17 protein-coding genes are annotated in these 20,745 nt (G+C 56.9%); 3 read left to right on the forward strand and 14 right to left on the reverse strand.

The genetic code is table 11. The features are described from left to right. Window positions 1-45: 45 nt before the first annotated feature. From GRI41_RS08485 to GRI41_RS08515, 7 genes are read right to left on the reverse strand one after another with little or no spacing between them, the layout of a single operon-like run. Window positions 46-1,374, reverse strand: a complete 1,329-nt coding sequence (locus GRI41_RS08485; protein ID WP_160604445.1) for a glycosyltransferase family 4 protein — start codon at window positions 1,372-1,374, stop codon at window positions 46-48. Window positions 1,375-1,377: 3 nt separating this feature from the next. After that, entirely contained in the window at window positions 1,378-2,775 is a 1,398-nt protein-coding gene (locus GRI41_RS14465; RefSeq protein WP_328600533.1) for an ABC transporter ATP-binding protein, read from the reverse strand. After that, window positions 2,745-3,560 carry an ABC transporter permease gene (locus GRI41_RS08495; protein WP_160604447.1) on the reverse strand — a complete coding sequence of 272 codons (816 nt, stop codon included), beginning with the start codon at window positions 3,558-3,560 and terminating at the stop codon, window positions 2,745-2,747. Before GRI41_RS08495 ends, GRI41_RS14465 begins: the two co-directional genes overlap by 31 nt. Next, a complete protein-coding gene (locus tag GRI41_RS08500) occupies window positions 3,561-4,652 on the reverse strand; it encodes a Wzz/FepE/Etk N-terminal domain-containing protein (RefSeq protein ID WP_235901101.1) in 1,092 nt (363 codons plus the stop codon). A gap of 11 nt (window positions 4,653-4,663) precedes the next feature. Beyond that, a complete protein-coding gene (locus GRI41_RS08505) occupies window positions 4,664-5,899 on the reverse strand; it encodes a glycosyltransferase (RefSeq protein ID WP_160604449.1) in 1,236 nt (411 codons plus the stop codon). Continuing rightward, window positions 5,899-6,648 (reverse strand): phosphocholine cytidylyltransferase family protein, encoded by a 750-nt coding sequence (locus tag GRI41_RS08510; RefSeq protein WP_160604450.1) that lies wholly within the window; start codon window positions 6,646-6,648, stop codon window positions 5,899-5,901. The genes GRI41_RS08505 and GRI41_RS08510 overlap by 1 nt, the downstream gene beginning before the upstream one ends. A gap of 34 nt (window positions 6,649-6,682) precedes the next feature. Then, window positions 6,683-7,783 (reverse strand): inositol-3-phosphate synthase, encoded by a 1,101-nt coding sequence (locus GRI41_RS08515; RefSeq protein WP_160604451.1) that lies wholly within the window; start codon window positions 7,781-7,783, stop codon window positions 6,683-6,685. A 349-nt stretch (window positions 7,784-8,132) separates the two neighbouring features. Here GRI41_RS08515 and GRI41_RS08520 point away from each other — a divergent pair, with 349 nt between their 5' ends. Further along, window positions 8,133-9,257: a glycosyltransferase family 4 protein gene (locus tag GRI41_RS08520; protein ID WP_160604452.1), complete on the forward strand. Its 1,125-nt coding sequence runs from the start codon at window positions 8,133-8,135 to the stop codon at window positions 9,255-9,257. Here the strand turns inward: GRI41_RS08520 and GRI41_RS08525 are convergent. Continuing rightward, window positions 9,254-10,123, reverse strand: coding sequence for a CDP-alcohol phosphatidyltransferase family protein (locus GRI41_RS08525; protein ID WP_160604453.1), 870 nt, complete (start codon window positions 10,121-10,123; stop codon window positions 9,254-9,256). The genes GRI41_RS08520 and GRI41_RS08525 overlap by 4 nt on opposite strands. A gap of 119 nt (window positions 10,124-10,242) precedes the next feature. Between GRI41_RS08525 and GRI41_RS08530 the strand changes: the two genes are divergently transcribed. Beyond that, the gene (locus GRI41_RS08530) at window positions 10,243-11,307 is read left to right on the forward strand and encodes a CDP-alcohol phosphatidyltransferase family protein (RefSeq protein WP_160604454.1); all 1,065 of its coding nucleotides are present in this window, start codon (window positions 10,243-10,245) and stop codon (window positions 11,305-11,307) included. Window positions 11,308-11,365: 58 nt separating this feature from the next. After that, the gene (locus GRI41_RS08535; protein ID WP_328600534.1) at window positions 11,366-12,433 is read left to right on the forward strand and encodes an MBL fold metallo-hydrolase; all 1,068 of its coding nucleotides are present in this window, start codon (window positions 11,366-11,368) and stop codon (window positions 12,431-12,433) included. Window positions 12,434-12,617: 184 nt separating this feature from the next. Here the strand turns inward: GRI41_RS08535 and GRI41_RS08540 are convergent, their stop codons facing one another. The 6 genes from GRI41_RS08540 to GRI41_RS08565 form a co-directional block, all read right to left on the reverse strand. After that, window positions 12,618-13,523: a formylglycine-generating enzyme family protein gene (locus GRI41_RS08540; protein ID WP_160604455.1), complete on the reverse strand. Its 906-nt coding sequence runs from the start codon at window positions 13,521-13,523 to the stop codon at window positions 12,618-12,620. Between the two features lie 2 nt (window positions 13,524-13,525). Beyond that, a complete protein-coding gene (locus GRI41_RS08545) occupies window positions 13,526-14,149 on the reverse strand; it encodes a TetR/AcrR family transcriptional regulator (protein ID WP_160604456.1) in 624 nt (207 codons plus the stop codon). Between the two features lie 146 nt (window positions 14,150-14,295). After that, window positions 14,296-15,324, reverse strand: coding sequence for a LacI family DNA-binding transcriptional regulator (locus tag GRI41_RS08550; RefSeq protein ID WP_202388684.1), 1,029 nt, complete (start codon window positions 15,322-15,324; stop codon window positions 14,296-14,298). A gap of 72 nt (window positions 15,325-15,396) precedes the next feature. Next, the gene (locus GRI41_RS08555) at window positions 15,397-16,980 is read right to left on the reverse strand and encodes a sodium:solute symporter family transporter (protein ID WP_160604457.1); all 1,584 of its coding nucleotides are present in this window, start codon (window positions 16,978-16,980) and stop codon (window positions 15,397-15,399) included. Window positions 16,981-17,050: 70 nt separating this feature from the next. Further along, on the reverse strand, window positions 17,051-19,282 hold the full coding sequence (locus GRI41_RS08560; RefSeq protein ID WP_235901102.1) for a glycoside hydrolase family 3 protein: 2,232 nt from the start codon (window positions 19,280-19,282) through the stop codon (window positions 17,051-17,053). Window positions 19,283-19,545: 263 nt separating this feature from the next. Continuing rightward, complete coding sequence (locus tag GRI41_RS08565) at window positions 19,546-20,745, reverse strand: MFS transporter (protein ID WP_235901103.1); 1,200 nt, start codon at window positions 20,743-20,745, stop codon at window positions 19,546-19,548.

The following is a 20,745-nucleotide window of genomic DNA, read 5'->3' on the forward strand; positions in this document are numbered from 1 at the left end:
CCGCCATGACGGTTGAAGCAAAAGGACGTGCGAGAAACGGAGCCATCATAGGTACCTAGCATAGACTGATTGCAGGCGGTCGCGGTAATTTTCCTGGCTATAACGCGCGGCCTGCTTGATACCACGCGCGGTCAGATCAGCGCGCAAATCAACGTCGGCATCGAGTTCGCGGATTGCGGTAGAAATTGCCTGCGAGTCGTAAGGGTCGACCATGCGTGCTGCATCCCCGACAACTTCGGGAAGCGACGATGTGTTCGAACAAATGACCGGGGTTTTGAGCAGCATTGCCTCCAATGCCGGAAGCCCGAATCCTTCATAGAGCGACGGGAAAAGTGCGGCTTTGGCGCCCCTGATCAAGCTGACCAGCATTCCGAATGGCACATAGTCCAACCGGATAATCCGTTTGCGCGCACCGCGCGTACGCTCGATGCTGCCAAATGCGCTCTTTTCCATCGCATCTTCGTTGAGCAATGCGAGTTCTTTTTCCGCTTTCCACGCCTGCGCACCGATGATCACCAACGGGGTGGAAACTTCGCTCGCCATATAGGCTTCGATCATCTTTCCAATATTCTTCTTCGGCTCCAACGATCCCCAGAACAGAAAATACTCTTTATAGCCAAAGCCGGTTACACCCTCGACTTCGCGAGCGACCTGATCATCGGGCTTTTCGCGAAATTTCGCGGGAATCTGGACCGATTGATATGTATTGGTGATCTTCTGCTCGGGAATGCCGAGCAGATCGATCAAATCCTGTTTGGAATTTTCAGAAACCGTCACAATGTGATCGGCCCGATCGCCAATCAATCGCATTAGCCGCAGGTAGCGTCTCTTGTTGTCGAGTGTGGTATAGGGCAGCCGCAATGGCACCAGATCATGCATTGTATAGATGTTGGGTGCGTCCTTGATGCGGACAGGCAAAGGATAGGTCCAATGCGCCAGATCGGGTGCTTCGGGCAGCTTGATATTCATCAGCCGCTTCCAAAGCCAAAACGCACTTTGCGCGTTCTTGAACAAATCGGTCGAGTTATAAATGGCGTCGTAATAGGGTAAACGCGCGGCAAAAGTCCGTGAAATTACACGGCCAGACATCGGAATCTGCTTGGCGCGATATCTGAACGGCAGGCGCATCGCAGCCCGCGCACGCTCGATCATTTCGAGGATTCGCGGCTGCTCTACATTGCCGTCAAAGAACGCAATTTCCCGTAGCAGATCATCTCGGTTCAGCGAGCCGCGATTGCCATAAAGAACCGACACTTTGTGGCCCAGATCGCGAAGCTCATAGCTGAGATTGCGCGCATAGGTCGCAACTCCGGTGCCTTTTTCGAGCCCCAGATTATACCCGTCGATTAGGATGGTTTTCTGATTATCCGACATCGCTCAATTAATCCGGTTCTCTAGTTGGCGAGCCTGGATAGCTGCACGCGTTTGCGGCCAATCCGCGAATGCGCCCGTGGGAAGCAACTGATCCGCGCTTGATGCTTCCCCCGGACTGCCGCCGACAAGGCATTTCGCCCGTTCAAACAACGCGTGATTATCCGGGGGCGGCGCAAGGGGGTTACCAGCGTCCAAGACCATCGCCGCCGCGAGCGCATCAAGCGTTTCGTGCTGCCTGACCTGATCCAGCATGTCTTCGGGCTCGCATTCCGCTCCTGCCCGAAGCAACCAGTTCAAAGCATCAAAGTCGGGCTTTGACGGCGGTTGCCAAGCACTGGCTCTTGCCGTTGGAGCGCGAAGGGGCAATCCGTCGATCGAGTCGCCTTGCTGCTCGACGACAAAACCCGCATGAACTTCTACGTCAGCCATGGGCTCACCCAGGGCAACCGCTGTGCGATAAGCAATCTCGGCATTGGCAAAATTGCCTAGCACTTTCTCGACATGGCCAAGCTGCGTCCAATAGCTGCGTTGGTACGGATAGAGCGCCAGTGCCTTGCTATATTCGGCCGCCGCCCGCTTCCAATCGCTTTCATCGCGCGCCCAATCGCCCTGCTGGACATGCACGCGGAACCGCTCGTCGGTCAGAGCGGCGTGCTGCGAGGAATCCACCATCCGAGCGCGGTTGCTATAATTCACTGCGACCGGCTGCGTATGCATATCCACACCGATTAGTTCCTTATAGGTCGAATAGGCGACTTCAAAATCGTCGAACTGGGACAGCCTGCCATCATGCAGGATAGCCCATCTGTTGCAATGTTCGCGGACATAGCCGGCGTCGTGCGAGATTATCATCATGGCGCGGTCGCTGCGCACGTCAAACAGTTCATAGTTGCAGCGATCATGGAACCGGGCATCGCCAACCGCACCGATTTCATCGATCAGAAAACAGTCAAATTCGATGATCATCGAGATCGCGAATGCAAGCCGCGCGCGCATTCCCGAAGAATAGGTTCGCACCGGCTCGCGCAGATAGGGCCCGAGTTCGGCAAAATCCTCCACGAAAGCCAGATTCTTCTCAAAATCCTGATCGTAGATCGACGTGATAAAGCGGATATTGTCGATCCCGGTCAATTGCGGCTGAAACGCACCGCCAAAGGCCAGTGGCCACGACACCGACATGGACCGCTCGATCATACCCGATGTCGGCTTTTCTGCGCCGCTGACCAAGCGGATCATGGTCGACTTTCCGGCGCCATTGCGGCCAAGAATCCCTAACCGCTCTCCCATTGCCAGATCGAAATCGATCCCTTCCAACACGACATTGCGGCCAAAGCGGGTGGCGTAGGATTTGTGGAGATCGCGAACGTGAATCATTCCGGAACCACGCGATTGGCTGTCCAACGGACCATCATCAGCGCAATCGCCGTGAGAATCAGATTAAAGCTCGTCAGATAGGCTATGCTGTAATGCGCACGTGCGAGCGATCCGAACCACCCTTCCCGAACCAGCTCCACCCCGTGGACCATTGGAAAATACAGCACAGCTTCCTGCGCAACACGGGGCAGCGCATCGACCAGAAATGCTGCCCCGGATAGCGGAAACAACAAATACGAAGTCGGGTGCCACAATTTGTCGACCACCTCGCTCTGATGCGAAAGCGCACCAAGGAACACTGCCAGAGCCGCACCGAACCACGCCAGCAGCATCCAACCGCCAGCGACTTTCAGAAAATCCTCAGGCAGTTCCAGAATGCCCAGCGCCGTGAACGCCAAAGCCAGAGTAGCAAAGGAAATCGTTGCCCCGCCAAATTCCAACAGCAAGCGCGCCAGATATACGTCGAGAACCTTGATGTTGCGGTGATAAATCAATGACAAATTGGCCCACAAAGCCCCCACGCAGCGCCCAGGCATGTTGCGCCACAAAAGGACACTGGAATATCCGGTCAGGGCAAAGGCCACGATCGGCAAGTCGCTGCCATGGACAGATTTGGTTGCCGTCCACAGCACAGTCACCCCCAAAGTGAACAGCATTGGCTCGACGAAAAGCCATAGGAAGCCAATATTGTGCCGCCCATACCGCGTGAGCATCTCGCGAATGAGCAGCGCACCGATGATCCGCCGGTTGACTTGCAGGCTGGCAATCAGCGAACCGTTGGCCGGCTCTGGTTTGGCAGGTACGCTTGCCATTCAGTCGCGGTGCTCCCTGATGCCGACCAGCAGCATCGATAAAATCCCCCATGCCAGCAATCCCAGCAGCAATGTCGCCAGAACTCCCCGAAGACGCCTGGGGTAGGCCGCATAGTCAGGAAGAGAGGCATCGGAAATGCGGTCCACATAGGCCTGCTTGCGCCGCGCCTCTGCTTGCGCGTCCTGCTGCGAAGCCAAGGCGACTGCCAATTGCTTTTCGGCAAATTGGGACGCGAGGTTCAATTCCTGATAGCGCGCGGCGTCGGCAGACAGCGAGCGCGATCCGCCGGCGATACTGCGCGTCTGTTTGGCAATTTCGCTTTCAAGTTCACGCACTTGTGTTCTGAGAAACGGGATCTGCGAAGCGCGCGGAGTATAGGTCCGCATTTGCAAAAGCTGCGTGCGTGTCGCGATCAGTTCTTCCTGCAATTGCGAAATGTTTTGCAATGCCACCTTGGCCTGCATTTCGGGATCGATAACACCCGCCTGATCGCGAAAGCGCGCCAATGCCAGCGACGCGCTGCGCGCATTATCCCGCGCCTCGCTTACTTCCTCGTTCGAAAAGCTGATCGCGTCTGCACGCGCGCGCGCGGATAGCGTATTCACCAACACTTCGGCACGTTCGAGCAGGCGCTTGTTGATGGTCTGCGCGTGTGCAGGATCGAAAGCCTCCACGCGCAGGCGCATAACTTGCGCGCTTGTACCATCTTCGATTGCCAGTTTCTCGCTGAAATATTCGTATAGCTGTTCGGAACTGTCGCCGCTCAGCCCGCCGAACCGATCAAAGATGGAAAGAGCGGGGCTTCCATAAGCATTTCGGACGAAATCGTCCTTGTCGATCTGCGCGAGCGCTTCGCGGGACTGAAGAAATTCGCGCACAGCCTCGCTCTCCTCGCTCGCCGCAGCGATTGAGCCAGAGCCGAGCACCGCGCCGAGCGGGGAAACGTCGGGCTTGCTAGGGCTGCGAACAATGATCCGCGATTCCGAAGTATATATGTCCTCCGCCAAGAAGGCGAAATAGACCGTTGCCAGGATTGTCGGCAGCACCACGACCGCCCAAAAAAGCGGGCTGATAGACCTGATCTTGCTCAACACTGGGCTTGTCAACTCCGACGCTTTTGCTCTGTCGGGGCATTGTAAAGGTGATAATCGCTACCAACGCAAGTTGCGGTACCGCCCCCGTAATGGTCAAGACGGGCAAGCCAGCCATCAAGCGCCGCAAAATGTTCAGCCCAATTGGGAGCACGGAACGCGTCTATAGCTGCCATTTGCCGCCGCCATTCCCCACCGCCAACGTGGAACTCCGCGATAACGGCTGCCCATGCGTTGATGTCGGTTGGGTCGATAAAAGTCGGGATTGTCTGGCCAATCTCGCGCAAGCTTGGCAGATCGCTAGTAATCACAGGGACACGCAGCTGTAATGCTTCGATCATTGGCAAGCCGTATCCTTCCGCGAGCGTAGGCAGCAGCACAGCACGCGCTCCCGCCACCAGCCGCGCAATTTCCGCATCTTCCATGCCGGACCGGACTTCGATCAATTGGCGCAAGCGCGGATCGCTCTTCATAGCCTTTCGGATCGATCCGGCGCCCAACCCCCAATTTCCCGCAAGGATCAAGCGCGGCGTTTTTCCGCCAAGCCGGTCAACCAACTGCGCCCAAACATCAAGCAACAATGCATGATTCTTCCGCGTTTCAATGGTGCCAACCGAAACGAAATAGGTGTCACGTCGCAGATCGCATTCCACACGGCGCGGCAGTTTGGCTCCGGCGATTGGGGCAACCAACATTGGCGGGATATCGAGAGCATGATCCGTTGCGAACTTCCTCAACTCCTCAGCCGTCGCCTGTGAATTGACGACAATCCCAGCGCCCTGCTTCAAGGCGCCAAGCACCCGGCCGCGATGCCTTTCCGTCTTATGCGGCGTCGTGAGATGCGGATGGGTGACGGGAATCAGGTCGTGGAGAAAGTACACCGGCTTTAGCTTGTGCCGGGCGATCTCTTGCCAATGCAACGCCAGGTCAAAATCAGTATGGCTGACATTGAAATAGTGAGCTCCGCATAATTCCCCGGGTTTCGCGGTGGACCACGGTAGCCTGACAATCAGCGCTGCCAATCTGATTCGAAACCGCTGTGCAGGCAGTTCCAATGCCGCAAATAGATTGCGCGATGCCTCTTCGTTCAACACAATCATGCGCCCGCGAATTTGCAGCACGGCGCGTGCGCTTTCGGCAAATCTGGCTGCATATGCATCGGCCACGCGATCGATACCACTCGGCGTTTGTCCTTTCAGACGTCGCGCCACGCAGCGGGTCATATCAAGGAGCAGCGGGGCGCCCATCAGGCACTCTCCAATGTTCCGAACAATTCGGGGAGATGCTCGCCAATTTGTTCACGCGCCAGCGCAAGCGCGCTCGCATCGTCGACATCGATCCACCACGCATCGCCAATATCGACTGTAGAAGCCCGTCCCGCATCGGCCAGATATTGCATGCCGTCCGATAGTGACCCGGGCTTGCCATCGCGAATGGCGGCGCGAATGGCCGCTGGAAGCGCGGGAGATACACGAAAAGCGCCGCAATCAACGGCGCTGTATTCGGTCAAAGATTTGCCAATATGCCGAATCTTGCCATCATCGGACGTCATCACCCAGGTCGCATCTTCCGGGTCGACCAGCGGAGAGTTGGTGTGGCGATCAATCGCCAGCACTGCGCCGTCCTTTGCGTCCGGGCCGGAGACCAAGGCCGCCAGCACATCGCGTGAAAAGATATGGTCGGCCATAACCAGCAGGAAATCGCCGTCAAATTCTTCCGATCCCGTTATCACGGAACGACCGTTGGGCTGGTGGAAATCGTCCACCCGGCGGGGCTCGACGGGGATTGCTGCGCGGGCCGAAATCGCCGGCAAGGCAGTTTCGATCTCTTCTGCCTGATAACCGACTGACACGACGATCCGCGTCGCACCCACGCTTGCCAATTGCCGAACGGAAATTTCCAGCAACGACAAACCATCCAGCTCGGTCAAAGGCTTGCATGGCGCGACATCGCGAATCCGGCTTCCCAGACCAGCCGCCAGGATCAGCGCCTCCATTGCATTTCGCCTGTTTGAGTGAGCGCGAGCATCCTTATTCGGCAGCCTCAATATGGCGCGAGACATATTCGTCCAGCATTCGCAAAGCGGCATCTTCACCAATTTGCTGAGGCGGGTGTTTGCAATAATAGGCACTCGGCGCGATCAAAGCGCCGCTGTCACCATTGTCGAGCGCATATTTGCAAAAGCGGATGGCATCCATCACGCAAGCTGCGGCATTGGGGCTGTCCTCAACTGAAAGCCGCAGTTCCATTTCAACCGGAACGCCGCCCCATTGGCTACCCTCGATCCGCATGAAGCAGACCTTGTTGTCCTTCTGCCATGGAACATATTCGGACGGGCCAATCTGGATATTTTCGTCGTCCAGCCGTGCCGCCAACGCTGCCTGTACAGCCTCGGTCTTGGATGTTTTCTTGTCCGCCAAACGCTGCTGATCGAGCATATTCATGAAGTCGGTATTGCCGCCGGTGTTGAGCTGGTATGTCCGTTCAACATCCACTCCGCGCGTCGTGAACAAGCTGGACAGAGCGCGGTGTATGATTGTCGCGCCGATTTGCGCTTTGATATCGTCGCCGACAATGGGCAGGCCGCGCTCGCGAAAGCGCGCTTCCCACTCCGGATCGCTCGCAATAAAGACAGGAATGCAATTGACGACCGCGACACCGGCTTCGAGCGCACACTCCATGTAAAACTCGGTCGCCTGCTGCGATCCTACCGGCAGGAAATTGACCAGAATCTGCGCTTTTGACGCCTGCAGTGCGGCAACAATATCTTCCTTTGTCGCGTCCGGACCATTGGCGATCTGAAACCCGCGTTCCCCTGCCACGGTCATGTGCTCTGCTACACCGTCAAGCACCCGCCCGCGGATCACTCGCGCACCACAAGCGGGTACATTATCACAAAAGACCTTAGTGTTATTAGGAGCCGCAAAGATTGCTTCGCTCAGGTCCTTGCCCACCTTGCGCGCATCAACATCAATGCCGAGTACAAATCGCACATCCCCGGGCGCATATCCGGCAATCCGGTGATGGATCAGTCCCTGGACCGTATCATTCTGCGAGTAGTGCGCAGCGCCTTGAACAAGCGAGCTTGCGCAGTTCCCGATGCCCAGAATGGCTACGCGGACAGGAGTCATATATTCGTAAGCCTCAATCTTGTTCAGCCCGCAGGTTACGGGAATGCCTGGTCAATAAACGCCGCTGCAAATGGCGGGTCACAGGATATATCCTCTGCCCCGCCATTGGAAGAGCCAAGCGGCCAATCTACAAATTATACAGATACCTAGCGGCCAATCAGAACAAACATGCTTTCAATTGGAGGAAGCTGGAAACTATATTACAGATTTCGGGTTCATGGCTGCCGTTTGCTCCGTCAAAGGTGACTTTCCCCATGAAGCTGGTTTTTGCACTCTGTCGGAGATACGAGTTGACCAGGCCATGAACAGGGGCCGCCAAAGTGAAGCAAAGCGCTGAGAGGCACCCAATATGCCAACCGTGTGTCTCGATTGCCGTTATATCAAGCCCAGGCCCAGCGGGATTGCTGGAGTGGTCAGCGCATTGGTGGACCATTTGCCGGCGCTGGCACCGGACTGGCGTTTCCTTTTCCTGCGACACGCATCGCTTAGGCGCGCGCTTTCCGACGCGCCGAATGTGACCGAGATCGAACTTGCGGCTGAGGTCAACGGGCCCGCCGGAATGTGGTTTTTGCCGCAGCTTGTCGATCTGCGAGGGATCGATTTGTTCCACGCTCCCGCCAATATTTTGCCGCGCGGGCTTGATATGCCGTGCGTTACGACCATTCACGATTTGATGTGGCTGACACATCCCAATCTTTGCAATGCGGGGCCGTGGGGACGGGTTGAGCGGTTTTTCTACCGCCATGGGATCAATCGCGCATTGGAACAGTCCGACGCAATCGTAACGGTTAGCCAATCCACGCGGGATTCGATTGTTGAGAGGAGCGCGGGGCTAGCAGGAAAAACCCGCGCAATTTTGCCCGGCGTTTCAGCCGGTTTTCAGCCGCAGGATGTGAGCCAAGCCATGCTCCAACACCTTAGCATCGGCGCAGCGCGATATGTGCTCGTGGTGGGACAAAATGCCCCCTATAAGAACCACGAAGGCGCCCTTCGCGGGTTTGCCCGCGCCTTTGCAAATGAGCCGGATATTGATCTGGTATTTGTGCAGCGCCGCAGCGGATCTTCGGGGCCAGTGCGGCGGCTAGCAAACACATTGAACCTGTCGGGCAGAGTCCACTTTCTGCCTTCTCTTGAAGAACGTGATCTGGCGACATTATACAGTGGCGCAATGGCCTTGCTGCATCCTTCCTTCCAAGAGGGATTCGGGATGCCACTGGCCGAAGCTATGGCGAGCGGCCTTCCTGTGATCACCAGCAAATGTTCTGCCATGCCCGAAGTAACGGGTGGGGCAGCATTGTTGGTTGATCCCGAAGATTCTTCTTCGATTGCGTTTGCTTTGAAACGCGTCGCAGACGAACCGGGTCTGGCGGACAAGCTCCGGAACGATGGTCTCGCCAGAGCCAAACAACTCGATTGGCACGATTTTGCGGTTGGCAATCTCGAAGTGTACAAGCATGTCCTTGGACAAAACTAAAGCGCGGCGCGCAGGGACCGCATCGTTTTGCGTGATCGCCAAATTGCATGGGCCAAAGCGAGATTTAGCACGGTTATTTCGTACAGGAAATACCAAACCGGCGATCCGGCCAACATCGATAATCCCAATGCTACTGTCCGATAGGTGGCACCAAGAAGCCCACTTCCTGCCAATGGAGAAGGGCCCAATTCAAGCAGTCGAGAGCGGAGCTGTTCGCGTTTCAGCGGGTCGACAGCGGCACCTTCAAGCTCTGCATCACCCGGCGCGAGTTTATCGGCTATGCCAATATAGAAACTGCCGATGGATCGCGCCCAAGCGGGGCTGGAAATACCCGCCGATCGAAGCCACGAAACACCATGCACCCAATCGAGATATTGCCTACGCTGTGCTTCATGAAAGCTTGCCTGCGCGATGCGGCTTACTGCCGCCGCCGCGGCAAGGAGCCACGCCAATGGACCGAAGGCGGCAAAGGCTGCGCCGGCTAATAGGCAGTATAGGATGAAGTGCGAGAAATAGTCACACAGCCCGTCGACAATCTCCCCTTTAGGGCTTGATTGACCCGTCAGCCGCGCCAAATCGCCATCTGCCCCATCGAACACATGCCAGGCCATATGTAAGGCAAGGCCCAACAGCACGGAGCCGGGCCATCCCGGCTGGAGGTAAGCGATGCCCGCAAACACCACCATCAATCCGCCCGCAACCGATACCATGTTGGGTGTTGCCCGCGTTTGCGCCAAAACCCGCGCCAGCCGCGCCGCTATGGGATGGAAAATGACGCGGTCCAATGGCGACTGCATCGACATCACTCGCCCCGCATCCGGTGCATTCTTGGCGCGGGAGGATTGGCCGGGAATTCGAGTGGTCACTTGGTCGCTCACTTTTGCGGAAGGCCCAGCGCAGGCTGGCCCGCCATCTTGTAATCATCCCTCATCCCTATAGACCTCACTGTGATCACCAGCCCTTTTTTGCAAGCCGCTTGAAAGCAATGCCCGCTTCATCACCTATTCCCATCCTGTTTGAGAGCGAAGCCGCAGCCAACTCCTTGGTGGCAGGCATTCCCGCCGCAGCGCGCGCAGCTAGGCATGCCAGTTCGCTAAAAGACCGGGCAGAAGAATCCGCTTCCATCCATATCGGCGTTCGCGGCGGATGGGTACCAAGCGCGCTTTGCGAGCGAGAGGTCGAGCGCCTTACGGCGGGATTGCAATGGAAAGCCGTCGATGCCGCGGCCTCGGACAATGCGGAGTGGATTCCCGGAGTGGACCTGCAGTGCGAAACAGAAGGCAATTGTCTGGAGCCATCCAAGCACCCTGGCTCGTCCGGCGCGGACGACATCGCCAATCTGAAGATTCAGGCGCGCCGTATAATTTCGTCAACGGGAAAGCCGGGTGACGGGGTTATCTCGCGCCACATCAACCGGCCCATCTCGCAGACAATATCGCGCTCGCTGCTCCATTGGCCCGGTATCCGGCCTTGGCATGCAACTATGGCCGCAGCGATCATCGGGCTGGGTATGTTTGCCGCCTTGGTTTTTGGTGGCTCTGCAGGATTGATCGTTGGGGCAATTTTGTTCCAGACTGCCTCGATTGTCGATGGCGCAGACGGCGAAATCGCCCGTGCCACCTTTCGCACCTCAGCGCGCGGCGCCATGATGGATAGTGTAACCGATGCAGCCACCAATCTGGGGTTTGTTGGCGGGGTGAGTTTCAATCTTTATATGGCCGGGCAGCAACACGCGGGAATTGCCGGCGCAATCGGTTTCGCGCTCCTGACCTTTGGCAGTGCCCTTCTGGCCATCCAGTCCAGACGCGACGGCGGGCCGTTCACCTTCGATGCCCTAAAAACCCGTTTCCGCGAGAAGCCATCACCGTTGAAGCAGTGGCTGACCTATATCACCATGCGCGATTTCTACGCTTTTGCGGCTTTTCTGGCCATTCTGGCCGGAGGGGCAACCTATTTGCTGTTCGCCTTCGCGACGATTGCAAGCGGATGGTTCGTGGTGCTTTGCTGGACATTGGCACAGACAAACACTGCCTCTGCACCACCGGATTGACGATTGCCTTGTGGCATCAATAGTGCCATTTTTGGCTCGCATTCAAGGGGATCGTTTGGTGAGGAAAATCCTAATCGGAACTGTCGTGCTGGCTGGAGTGCTGATTGCGTCTGGCATTCTATTGCAGACGCAAATTGGAACCGCCTTGTTCAAACGGGGATTCGAGCAGAATATCGACAATAACACGGTGGCCGGCTTGCCGGATGGATTGCATGTCGGACTATGCGGTACCGGATCGCCCATGCCCAATCCGCAGCGCGCTGGCCCTTGCAACATTGTGATCGCCGGAAATCAGGTTTTTGTCGTCGATATCGGTGAAGGCGGCGCGCGCAATATGGCGCTGATGGGCTTTGATGCATCGCGGATCTCCGCATTGCTGCTGACCCATTTTCATTCCGACCACATCGACGGAATGGGGCCTTTGATGCTCAATCATTGGGTGCGTGGGGCCAGAACTTCTCCTCTCCCGGTCTATGGCCCGACCGGCGTTGAAGCCATCACTGACGGGTTCAATGCCGCTTACTCAACCGACAACACCTATCGCACCGCACATCATGGTGAAGCTGTCGCGCCGCTCAGCGGTGGCGGAGCGCAGGCCATGCCCTTTGAGATGGAAGGCCAAAGCGCCGTTGTGCTGGAACGCGGCGAATTGAAAATCACCGCATTCAAGGTGCCACACAATCCTGCGGACCCCGCTGTCGGATATCGTTTCGACTATAAGGGCCGTTCGTTTTGCATCAGCGGCGACACCGCAAAATCACCCAGTCTCGAGCGGGTTTGCAAGAATGTCGATGTGCTGGTCCACGAAGCATTGCAGCCAGCCTTGGTGAAGGAAATGCAGAGCGTGCTGGAAGCGCGCGGAAATGCATCGGCGGCCAAGATCATGTTCGATATTCAGGATTACCACGCCTCTCCCGAAGAGGCCGCTGAAAGCGCGCAAACTGCGGGGGCCGAAATGCTGGTCCTGTCGCACCTCGTTCCGCCCTTGCCGCTATCCTATCTCTATCCGGCATTTTTGGGTGATGCGGCAAGTCGCTTTGACGGACCATTGATCGTAGGGGAAGACGGCATGCTCTTTAGCTTGCCCGCTGATAGTAACGCGATTGAACAATCCCGACTGATGTAGGGACAAACCGCGATGTACACTATTCACGGCGCGGTGGGCTCTTCCTGCTCGATGAAAGTGCGAGCATTACACCGCCATAGACGGAGGCAACAATCAAGTTGGCAATGGACGCATCGTTCAACGAATGCGGCAACGCTATGCCATGCTCAAAGCGGACACGCGAGCAAAACGCGGCCGTAAAGGCTTAGTCCGGCGCGGAGCGTTCATTGTCGACCAGACGGAAACCGATGTGATCTGTCCCCAAACCACGTTCCTGAAACTGGCGAGCCGCAGGGCGGTAGCGCGCGCAGTAATTGGCAGCGCATAAAAACGAACCACCCTTGATGACTTTCACCGGCTCAACAGCGTCCGCGCGTCCCGCATTTGTTGTGGTCCATTCCCAGACATTGCCAATCATATCATGCAAACCAAAACCGTTCGCCTCAAAGCAGCCAACCGGCGCGCGTGATGTAAATCCGTCTTCGCCCATATCCTGGGCAGGAAAAGCGCCTTGATAGGTATTCGCTAACGCTTTGCCGGAGGAATCGACCGGCTCGGGCAAAGCCGTTTCCCCTGCACGGGCTGCATATTCCCATTGCTCTTCGCTGGGCAAACTCATCCCTGCCCATTCGGCATAGGCCTGCGCATCCTGGTATGCGATCTGGACAACCGGGTCGTTGCCACGACCATCTATCGCGCTTTCTGGACCAGAGGGGGTTCGCCACATCGCCCCCGGCACCCATACCCACCAGTTTCGATCGTCCGGAGTGGGGACGCGAAAAACCGCGGATCCGGGCACCAACATGTCTGGCGGCGCGCCGGGCATAGGCGGAGGGTCCATTTCCGCAGCGGTTACATATCCGGTTTCTTCGACAAATCGCGCAAATTGCGAATTGGTGACTTCTGTCGTACCGATCCAGAAACCATCAACTTCGACCAAACGCATTGGTCCTTCCTCGGGATAATTCGGATTTTCCCCCATCGGGAAAGTCCCGCCATCAACCCAAATCATCCCGCCATCGGAAATCCCTCTGCATGATACGGCATCCGGCTCATCGTCTGCTGCGGTACAGCTCGCCAGCAACAGCGCCAGACCAATCACCCCTCGCATTGTCAGCTCTCGATCTGGTCCAGAATGTCGCGGAGCAATTGGGTGATCACTTCCACTGTTTTGGTTTTTGATAGTCCCTCGTCCTGCCGGAAATGGCGCCAGCAATCAAAGCTTGTGGCAAGAACGATGGCCCGGCCGCGTTCGCTGTCCCGCTCGATTGTTGGAGGCAAGATACCACGCAGCAGGTTGCGTTCTCCCTTGAGCAAACGATCGTAGTTCTTTTTCAGCATCGGTGACTGGAATCTCCGGATACTGGTCGAAAGCCTGTATGGCGCAGTATGCTCGTAAATCTTCGAGCGCCGTTCGATCAGCTCAACCAGCTGTTCACGCCAATCGTCCGACCGGAAGGGAGCGGTGATTCTCGGCTGATATGCGTTCCAGAGAATCTCATCCATCTCGCGATAGATCGATTCCTTGTCATCGAAATGCCGGAATACGGAGCGCAGGCCAACGCCTGCTTGCTCAGCCACTTTGGCTGCGCTCGGGTCAATATCGCCCTGTACGATCAGATCCATCATCGCCTGAATGATCTTCTTGCGGCTCGACCTGCTGCGTTCGCGGCGACCGTCCGCAAGCGGCCCTTCACCATCGATCACTTTCTCAACTGCAACGCTTTGGTCTGCCATTCTTACCCCGATTTCGTATCAAGCGAGACATTGCCAGCGAAAATCGATGAATTCCAGAGCGCCAAAGTATTGTGGCGGCAAACGCCTGCGCTCTTTATCAGCCGATGGAACGGATGACCCCTTCCGGGCGGCCCTCGGCTTAGGTGTCAAAGGCTTCGCGCACTTCCGCGGTCGAGCAGCCGAACCGGAACCCTGCGCTTTATGTTCGCCTCATCCTGTTTCTCAAGGACAGTTTGAACCAGCATAGCGCCTGCTACATCGAAATCAGGTTCGATCGTGCTGAGCGGCGGGCGGGTGTGATTACCAGCCATGATCCCGTCAAATCCGATAAGGGAGCATTGGGATGGAACGTCAACATTGCGATTGCGCAGTTCGTTCAACGCCCCCAAGGCAATCGAATCACACACGGCAAATATGCCGTCGAACGGTTGTTTGCGATCGAGCAAGTCCGAAACCGCTTTGCGCCCTTGCGCATCGCGGTCCAGCGCCCCGTCAATTTCGACGAAATGTGGCTCCAGCCCCGCTTCGTCCATTGCCGCGAGAAATCCTTCGTAGCGTTCATGGAATTGCAACTGCGGAGAGCCGGTGGCGCCGATATGAACGATATCGCGGCAACCGGCATCAATCAGCCTGCGCGTGGCCAATATTCCGCCTTCGTAATTGTCTGAACGGATCCAATCGAGATCCTCATAAGGTGACCCCCAGAACGCGGTGGCGTGATCATCGCTTAGCGCGCGAAAATGTTCCCACGCCGCATGATTGGATGTCGTACCGATGACGATCAATCCGTCGGCCTGGCCGCGATCCTCATATCGACCAAAGAATTCCTCTTCCTTCGACTGGAACGACACAATCGTTTCGATATCCTGTTTGGAAGCCGCCGCGCACACACTGCCCAACAGGGAAAAATAGAACGGGTTGATATCGCTGGCCATTTCGCCAGGGCGACAAATGACCACAACCGCGAGCGTTCCGGTCGATCCCTTGCGCAACCGGGCGGCCCGCGTGTCGACCATGTAATCGAGCTCCTTGGCGGCCGCCAACACACGGTCGCGGGTTGCAACCGTAATGGCTGTTGAGCCCGCAAGCGCTCTGGAAACAGTCGATTGGCTAACGCCTGCACGCTCTGCCACATCGAAGGAAGTCGCGCGTCTGCGCTCTACGGGGTCCGCCATTGTCACCTAGTCGTAAATCAATCTCCGGTCGGCAACGCTAACGCATTGCCGCGCCAAAGTACAACCGGGTGCCTACCAAAGCCAAAGATAGAGACCGACCAACATCGCGATGACAATCACCGACAAAGTGTTGAACAGCATGGTGGTGGCAAAGCCGATATCTTTGAGCTCGACAGTCTGATCTTCCGAAGGCGGCGCGGTCAATCGCGAGACAACGGCTGCTGCCACAAGCGAAACGAGGAAGACGATCCAGATGCGGATAATAAACGGAACATCGGGAGCCACGAATTTGAGTGTGATATTGATCGCCAGCGACCCCAGCAGCGCAACCAGCGCGCCTGCCGTGTTGGCCCGTTTGTCAAAGAAGCCCAGCAGGAATACGACGACGATGCCCGGCGCGATGAAACCGGTATATTCCTGAACCGTCTGGAACCCGCTTTCGAACCCACCGATAAAGGGTCGCGCCAGCAGCAATGCGATCAACATTGCAGCGAAGGCCGCTACTCGGCCAACCGTGACATAATGCCGCTCGGGCTGCTCGGGCTTCCATGCGCGATAGAGATCCATCGTAAAGATTGTCGAGATCGAATTCATCATTGACGCGAGCGAGCTGACGACTGCTGCGATCAATGCCGCGAAAACCAATCCGCGCAGGCCCGCGGGCGCGAAGCTCATCAATTCGCCGTAAGTGCGATCCGATTTTTCAGCCAGCGCTGCGCCATCCAGCATTCCCTGCTGAGCCAGTACGACGGCCGCGATCCCGGGGATCACGACGATAAAGGGCACAAGGATCTTGAGGAACGCGGCAAAGGCCAATCCCTTTTGCGCCTCTCCCAGATTTTCAGCGCCCAACGCTCTTTGAATGATATACTGATTGAAACCCCAATAGCTGAAATGCAGCACCCACAATCCGCCCAGCAAGGTCCAAATTCCCGGGAGATCGCCATAGGCCGGATTGCTTTCGTCCAAGATCATTTCGAAGTGACCCGGCATCTCTTGCATCAGATAGCCAAGCCCCCCGAACGCTCCATCAGCTGGAAGTGCGTTCAGTGCGATGTAGGTTATCGCCAAACCACCGATAATCAGGATCACAACCTGGATAATGTCGGTCAGCGCCACGGCTTTCAATCCGCCATATAGCGAATAGAGCGCCGCAAATCCGGCGAGCGCCATCATCGCAGTCATAACGCTCCAACCGGTTAATGATGTTACTGCCAGACCGCCTAGCCATAGCACCGTGGTCAGGTTCACTGCCGTGTACAACGCAACCCAGAACACGCTCATCAAGGTCTTTACGCCCTCGCCGTAACGCTGTTCAAGGAATTGCGGCATCGTATAGATGCGGCGCTTGAGAAAGATCGGCAGGAAGTATTTTGCCACGATAATGAGGACGATCGCTGCCTGCCATTCATAGGCCGCAATCGCGATACCCACGACAAACCCTTGGCCCGATTGGCCGATAATTTGTTCGGCAGAGATATTGGACGCGATAAGCGAGGCACCGATTGCCCACCACGGCAATGCGCGACCGGCAAGAAAGTAGTCCTCGGTATTCTTGTCATGCCCTTTGGGCTCGCGGCTCACCGCCAAGGCAATACCCAGCAAAGCCAGAGCGTAGCCAATAATGATGACGATATCGATCGTTTCGAGTGTCACGATTTTTCCTCCCTGCCGAACAGTGTTTCTTATTTTCTGCCCGGTCCACGTTTATCTGTTTACGCCCGCTTTAAAACGAGCATTGCGCACCCTCGGGCATGCTCTGCCTCTTTATCCGCGCGATCTTCATCTGCATTGGCGCGTCGCTGCTGATGGAGAACGACTCTCCAAGACCAGGCGCGCAGTTTTCGGTTATCACCATTTCGCGCCACCCCTTGCCCGCGCTGAGCCGCAGTTGCGGGGTGATATCGATTGCCGTTTCGCCCAGTGTCAACGTCACCGTTCCGGCGGGTTGATCTTCAAGATTGTACAGCACCAGATAATCGCCAGTGCCCGCACCGGCTTGCGACAATGTCAATTTGGCATTCGGGCCAAAGGTAATCTCACGCGCATCTTCTTGCCGCTGATAGTCAAAACCGCGCGCCGCAATACCGCCGGCTTCACCTCGCAGATTCGCCAGCTGCGTTTCGCCGGCAGTTGCGCTTATGCCCGGTGTGAGGCGGCCAAGATCATACCACATCGCCGATTTGCTCTCCGACAGATAGCCGCAGTTCTCGTCCAGCTTTGCAAGCGGTGATTTGTCCGTCAGCGAACGCCCATATCCCACAGCAAACAGCGCACCTTCGCCATTAACAGGAGCGCCGCCGCAATCGGCGGGCCAACTAAATGACAGGCGCCCGCTCGCATTGTTTTTGCCGTAAAGAACATCCGCAATACCCGCGCCTTCGCTGCCCGGAAGCCAAGAGGCAACAAACGCATCTGCCGCGTTTATTTCCCTGTTCATCCATAGCGGCCGGCCCGAAAGGAACAGCGCGACGGTAGGAACACCCTCTGCATCGAACTTCTTGAGCAGACCCAGACCTTCCTCATCGGGAAAGACCATCGTCTTTTGGTCACCGACAAATTCAGCGTAGGGTTGTTCGCCGAATACGACGATCGCGATGTCCGGCTTGGCGGAAAAGGAGCCATCTTCGGATAGAGTTGCAGAACCGCCCGCTTCTTCGGCTGCCTGTGACAGACCCGCCCAAATCGATGTCGCCCCGGGAAAATAGTCGTTGGTCAGCTCATTGCCGCCTTGCCATGTCAGGGTCCAGCCGCCTGCTGCTTGGGCGATACTATCGGCCGCTTTGCCCGCAACGAGTATCGAAGCACCATCCTTGATCGGAAGCACCCCGTCATTCTTCAGAATGACCTGCGATTTGGCCACCGCTTCGCGAGCAATCGCGCGATGCTCAGCCGAACCAAGCAGGTCATAGTCGCCTGCATTGGGTCGGGCAGATGGCTTGGCTGCATTGGGGTCAAGCATTCCAGCGTTCTGCTTCACGCGCAAGACACGCGCCACAGCCTCGTCGATCCGCGCCATCGGGATCGAGCCATTCTTTACTTGTGCGACCAGACTGGCGTGCAGCGCCTTCCAATCGTCGGGGACCATATAGATGTCGAGGCCTGCCAAGAGCGCTTGCGGACAGTTGGAAGTGGTGCAACCCTTGATCTGCCCGTGGGCGTTCCAGTCACCCACAACCAATCCCTCAAAGCCAAGCTCCTCGCGAAGCACGCCGGTCAACAAGTCCTTGCGACCGTGCATTTTTGTGCCGTTGATCGAATTGAAGCTGGCCATGATCGTTTCGACACCGGCTGATATCGTTGCCGGATAGGGGGCAACGTGGATCGCTTTCAGCTCTTCCAGATCGCCATTCACATCACCTTGATCGACACCCTGATCGGTGCCCCCGTCACCGAAGAAGTGCTTGGCCGTCGCAATGACGCGGCCTTTGCCCAAATAGTCTTGTGCGTCGCGCTGACCTTGAAGCCCTTCGACCAGCGCAGCGCCCAGCTCTGCAACCAGTCCGGGCTGTTCGGAATAGCTTTCATAGGTCCGCCCCCAGCGATCATCGCGCGCGACCGCCACTGTTGGCGAAAAATTCCAATCGATTCCCGTAACTTCAATTTCGGTTGCCGTCGCAGCGCCGATGCGGCGCACCAGATCAGGATCGCGCGTTGCACCAAGCGCGATGTTGTGCGGGAAGATCGTCGCGCGTTTTACATTGGTGTGGCCATGCACAGCGTCGGTTCCCCACATGGTCGGGATCGCCGGCTCACCCTTGGGCAGCGGCGCTGTTGAAGCATCCCACATTTCATCGGCCAGCTTCAGCCATTCGGAAGCGGGGGCAAATTCGTCACCGTAGGGGCCGCCATTGCCGCCGTTGAGATAACTTCCGAAGCGATAACGGCGCATGTCTTCCGCAGTGAACGAATTGATTTGCGGCTGGATAAGCTGCGCCACCTTACGCTCAAAGCTCATTGCGGCAAGAAGGTTGGCTATCTGCTCTTCCCCGTGCGCGGGGGTAACTGTCGGCCCTGTTCCGACCGCCGTCATCGGCGTAGGCGCACTTTGCACTGAGCCTTCTGTATAGCTACAGCCCGCAAGGATAGTTGCCCCAACCAATATCCCAAGAACAGACCGCATGATCAACCGTACCCCATCCCATTGTGAACGTTCTCAACGGAATTGCAGAGTGTGTGCTCAATTGCAAGTATTGATGCGATGATTACCTGGTTCTGCTGCTAGACCAGCTTACCCAACCGCCACAAAAGGCCCGCCGCCAGTGCCGCGAGTACTGCCAATGTAGCCAGCAGGGCCGGGAAACCAAAAAGCGGTACCAACGATAGAACCAGCCATGGCATGACCAGCGATGGCGCGGTGTTTGTCAGGTTGAAAATCCCAAGATCGCGTCCACGGTTTCGTGGTTTCGGCAAAACGCGAAGCGTTTGGCTGGTGTGAAGCGAGAGGAACACGGTTCCGGCGATTCCGAACACCGCATAGCTCGCGATTGCGGTCAGGGATGTAGAGGAAAATGCCATCAGAAGCAGCCCAATGCTGGCGAAAGCGGCACTGACCGATAGCGGGGTTATCGGCCGGTCGTGTCGGTCCGCCCAACGCCCGACCACCATCGCAATGGGGATCGCCACAACTACAACGATTGAGAGGATTTGCGCGGTATCATCGTCTCCCAAGGTCTTGTCGATAGAGCGAAACCAGAAAAGCACATTGGCAAACAATGCCGCTTCACAGATTTGAACAAGCAGTCTGGCAAACCACATGCGGATCACCACTTTGCGCGATCGCAACGCTGGTCCGGGAACATCAGACTCCGGCCCCGCTGCGGCTTCTAGTTCCGCAAATCGCCTTGGCTTGCCCAGCAACAACACGGGCAACACACATAGAGCGACGATCGTTGCCACGATCCACAAGCGTTCCTGGAAGTTTGCAAGCCCGGGTATGGTGACAATTGCAGCTGACAACGCCCCGACTGCGGGAGCGAAGGCTAGCAGACCGCCGAGCATGCCCTTTTGCTGATCCGGAACCGAATCGCCCGCCCATGCCGCCAGCGGGCCCAGCATCATATTCAGCGCCATTTGCCACAGAATGATAAACCCGATGAGCATCGCCAGAGTGGTCACGTAGGGAAAGCAGACCAACATCGCGCTGGAGGCAATCAAACCTCCCCATACCCAGATCCGCCTGTTCTGTATGCGATCGCTAAGCCATCCAAACAGGATGTTTGCCAGGCTGGCCACAATCGCACCGAAGAAGGTAGTGTAGGCGACCCATTCAACATCGACCGCCCCTGCCAATTCGCTGACTCGCGATGGCATGACGATTGTCAGAAAGGGGACATAAGCCACCGCTCCGCCTGCCACGGCAAGCGCGTAGAGCAAGAGGAACCGTGCGGATTGGCGGGTTGCGGGCTGTTCTTCTCTCAA

It is taken from the genome of Pontixanthobacter aquaemixtae, from assembly GCF_009827395.1.
GTDB lineage: Bacteria > Pseudomonadota > Alphaproteobacteria > Sphingomonadales > Sphingomonadaceae > Pontixanthobacter > Pontixanthobacter aquaemixtae.

What these genes read in the sequence shown, in the direction of transcription:
- GRI41_RS08485 (WP_160604445.1), bottom strand. Translation starts at nt 1,374, where the DNA reads ATGTCGGATAATCAGAAAACCATCCTAATCGACGGGTATAATCTGGGG.
- GRI41_RS08530 (WP_160604454.1), top strand. Translation starts at nt 10,243, where the DNA reads ATGCCCGCTTCATCACCTATTCCCATCCTGTTTGAGAGCGAAGCCGCA.
- GRI41_RS08545 (WP_160604456.1), bottom strand. Translation starts at nt 14,149, where the DNA reads ATGGCAGACCAAAGCGTTGCAGTTGAGAAAGTGATCGATGGTGAAGGG.
- GRI41_RS08495 (WP_160604447.1), bottom strand. Translation starts at nt 3,560, where the DNA reads ATGGCAAGCGTACCTGCCAAACCAGAGCCGGCCAACGGTTCGCTGATT.
- GRI41_RS08515 (WP_160604451.1), bottom strand. Translation starts at nt 7,783, where the DNA reads ATGACTCCTGTCCGCGTAGCCATTCTGGGCATCGGGAACTGCGCAAGC.
- GRI41_RS08560 (WP_235901102.1), bottom strand. Translation starts at nt 19,282, where the DNA reads ATGAGCTTTGAGCGTAAGGTGGCGCAGCTTATCCAGCCGCAAATCAAT.
- GRI41_RS08550 (WP_202388684.1), bottom strand. Translation starts at nt 15,324, where the DNA reads ATGGCGGACCCCGTAGAGCGCAGACGCGCGACTTCCTTCGATGTGGCA.
- GRI41_RS08520 (WP_160604452.1), top strand. Translation starts at nt 8,133, where the DNA reads ATGCCAACCGTGTGTCTCGATTGCCGTTATATCAAGCCCAGGCCCAGC.
- GRI41_RS08540 (WP_160604455.1), bottom strand. Translation starts at nt 13,523, where the DNA reads ATGCGAGGGGTGATTGGTCTGGCGCTGTTGCTGGCGAGCTGTACCGCA.
- GRI41_RS08510 (WP_160604450.1), bottom strand. Translation starts at nt 6,648, where the DNA reads ATGGAGGCGCTGATCCTGGCGGCTGGTCTGGGAAGCCGGATTCGCGAT.
- GRI41_RS08505 (WP_160604449.1), bottom strand. Translation starts at nt 5,899, where the DNA reads ATGGGCGCCCCGCTGCTCCTTGATATGACCCGCTGCGTGGCGCGACGT.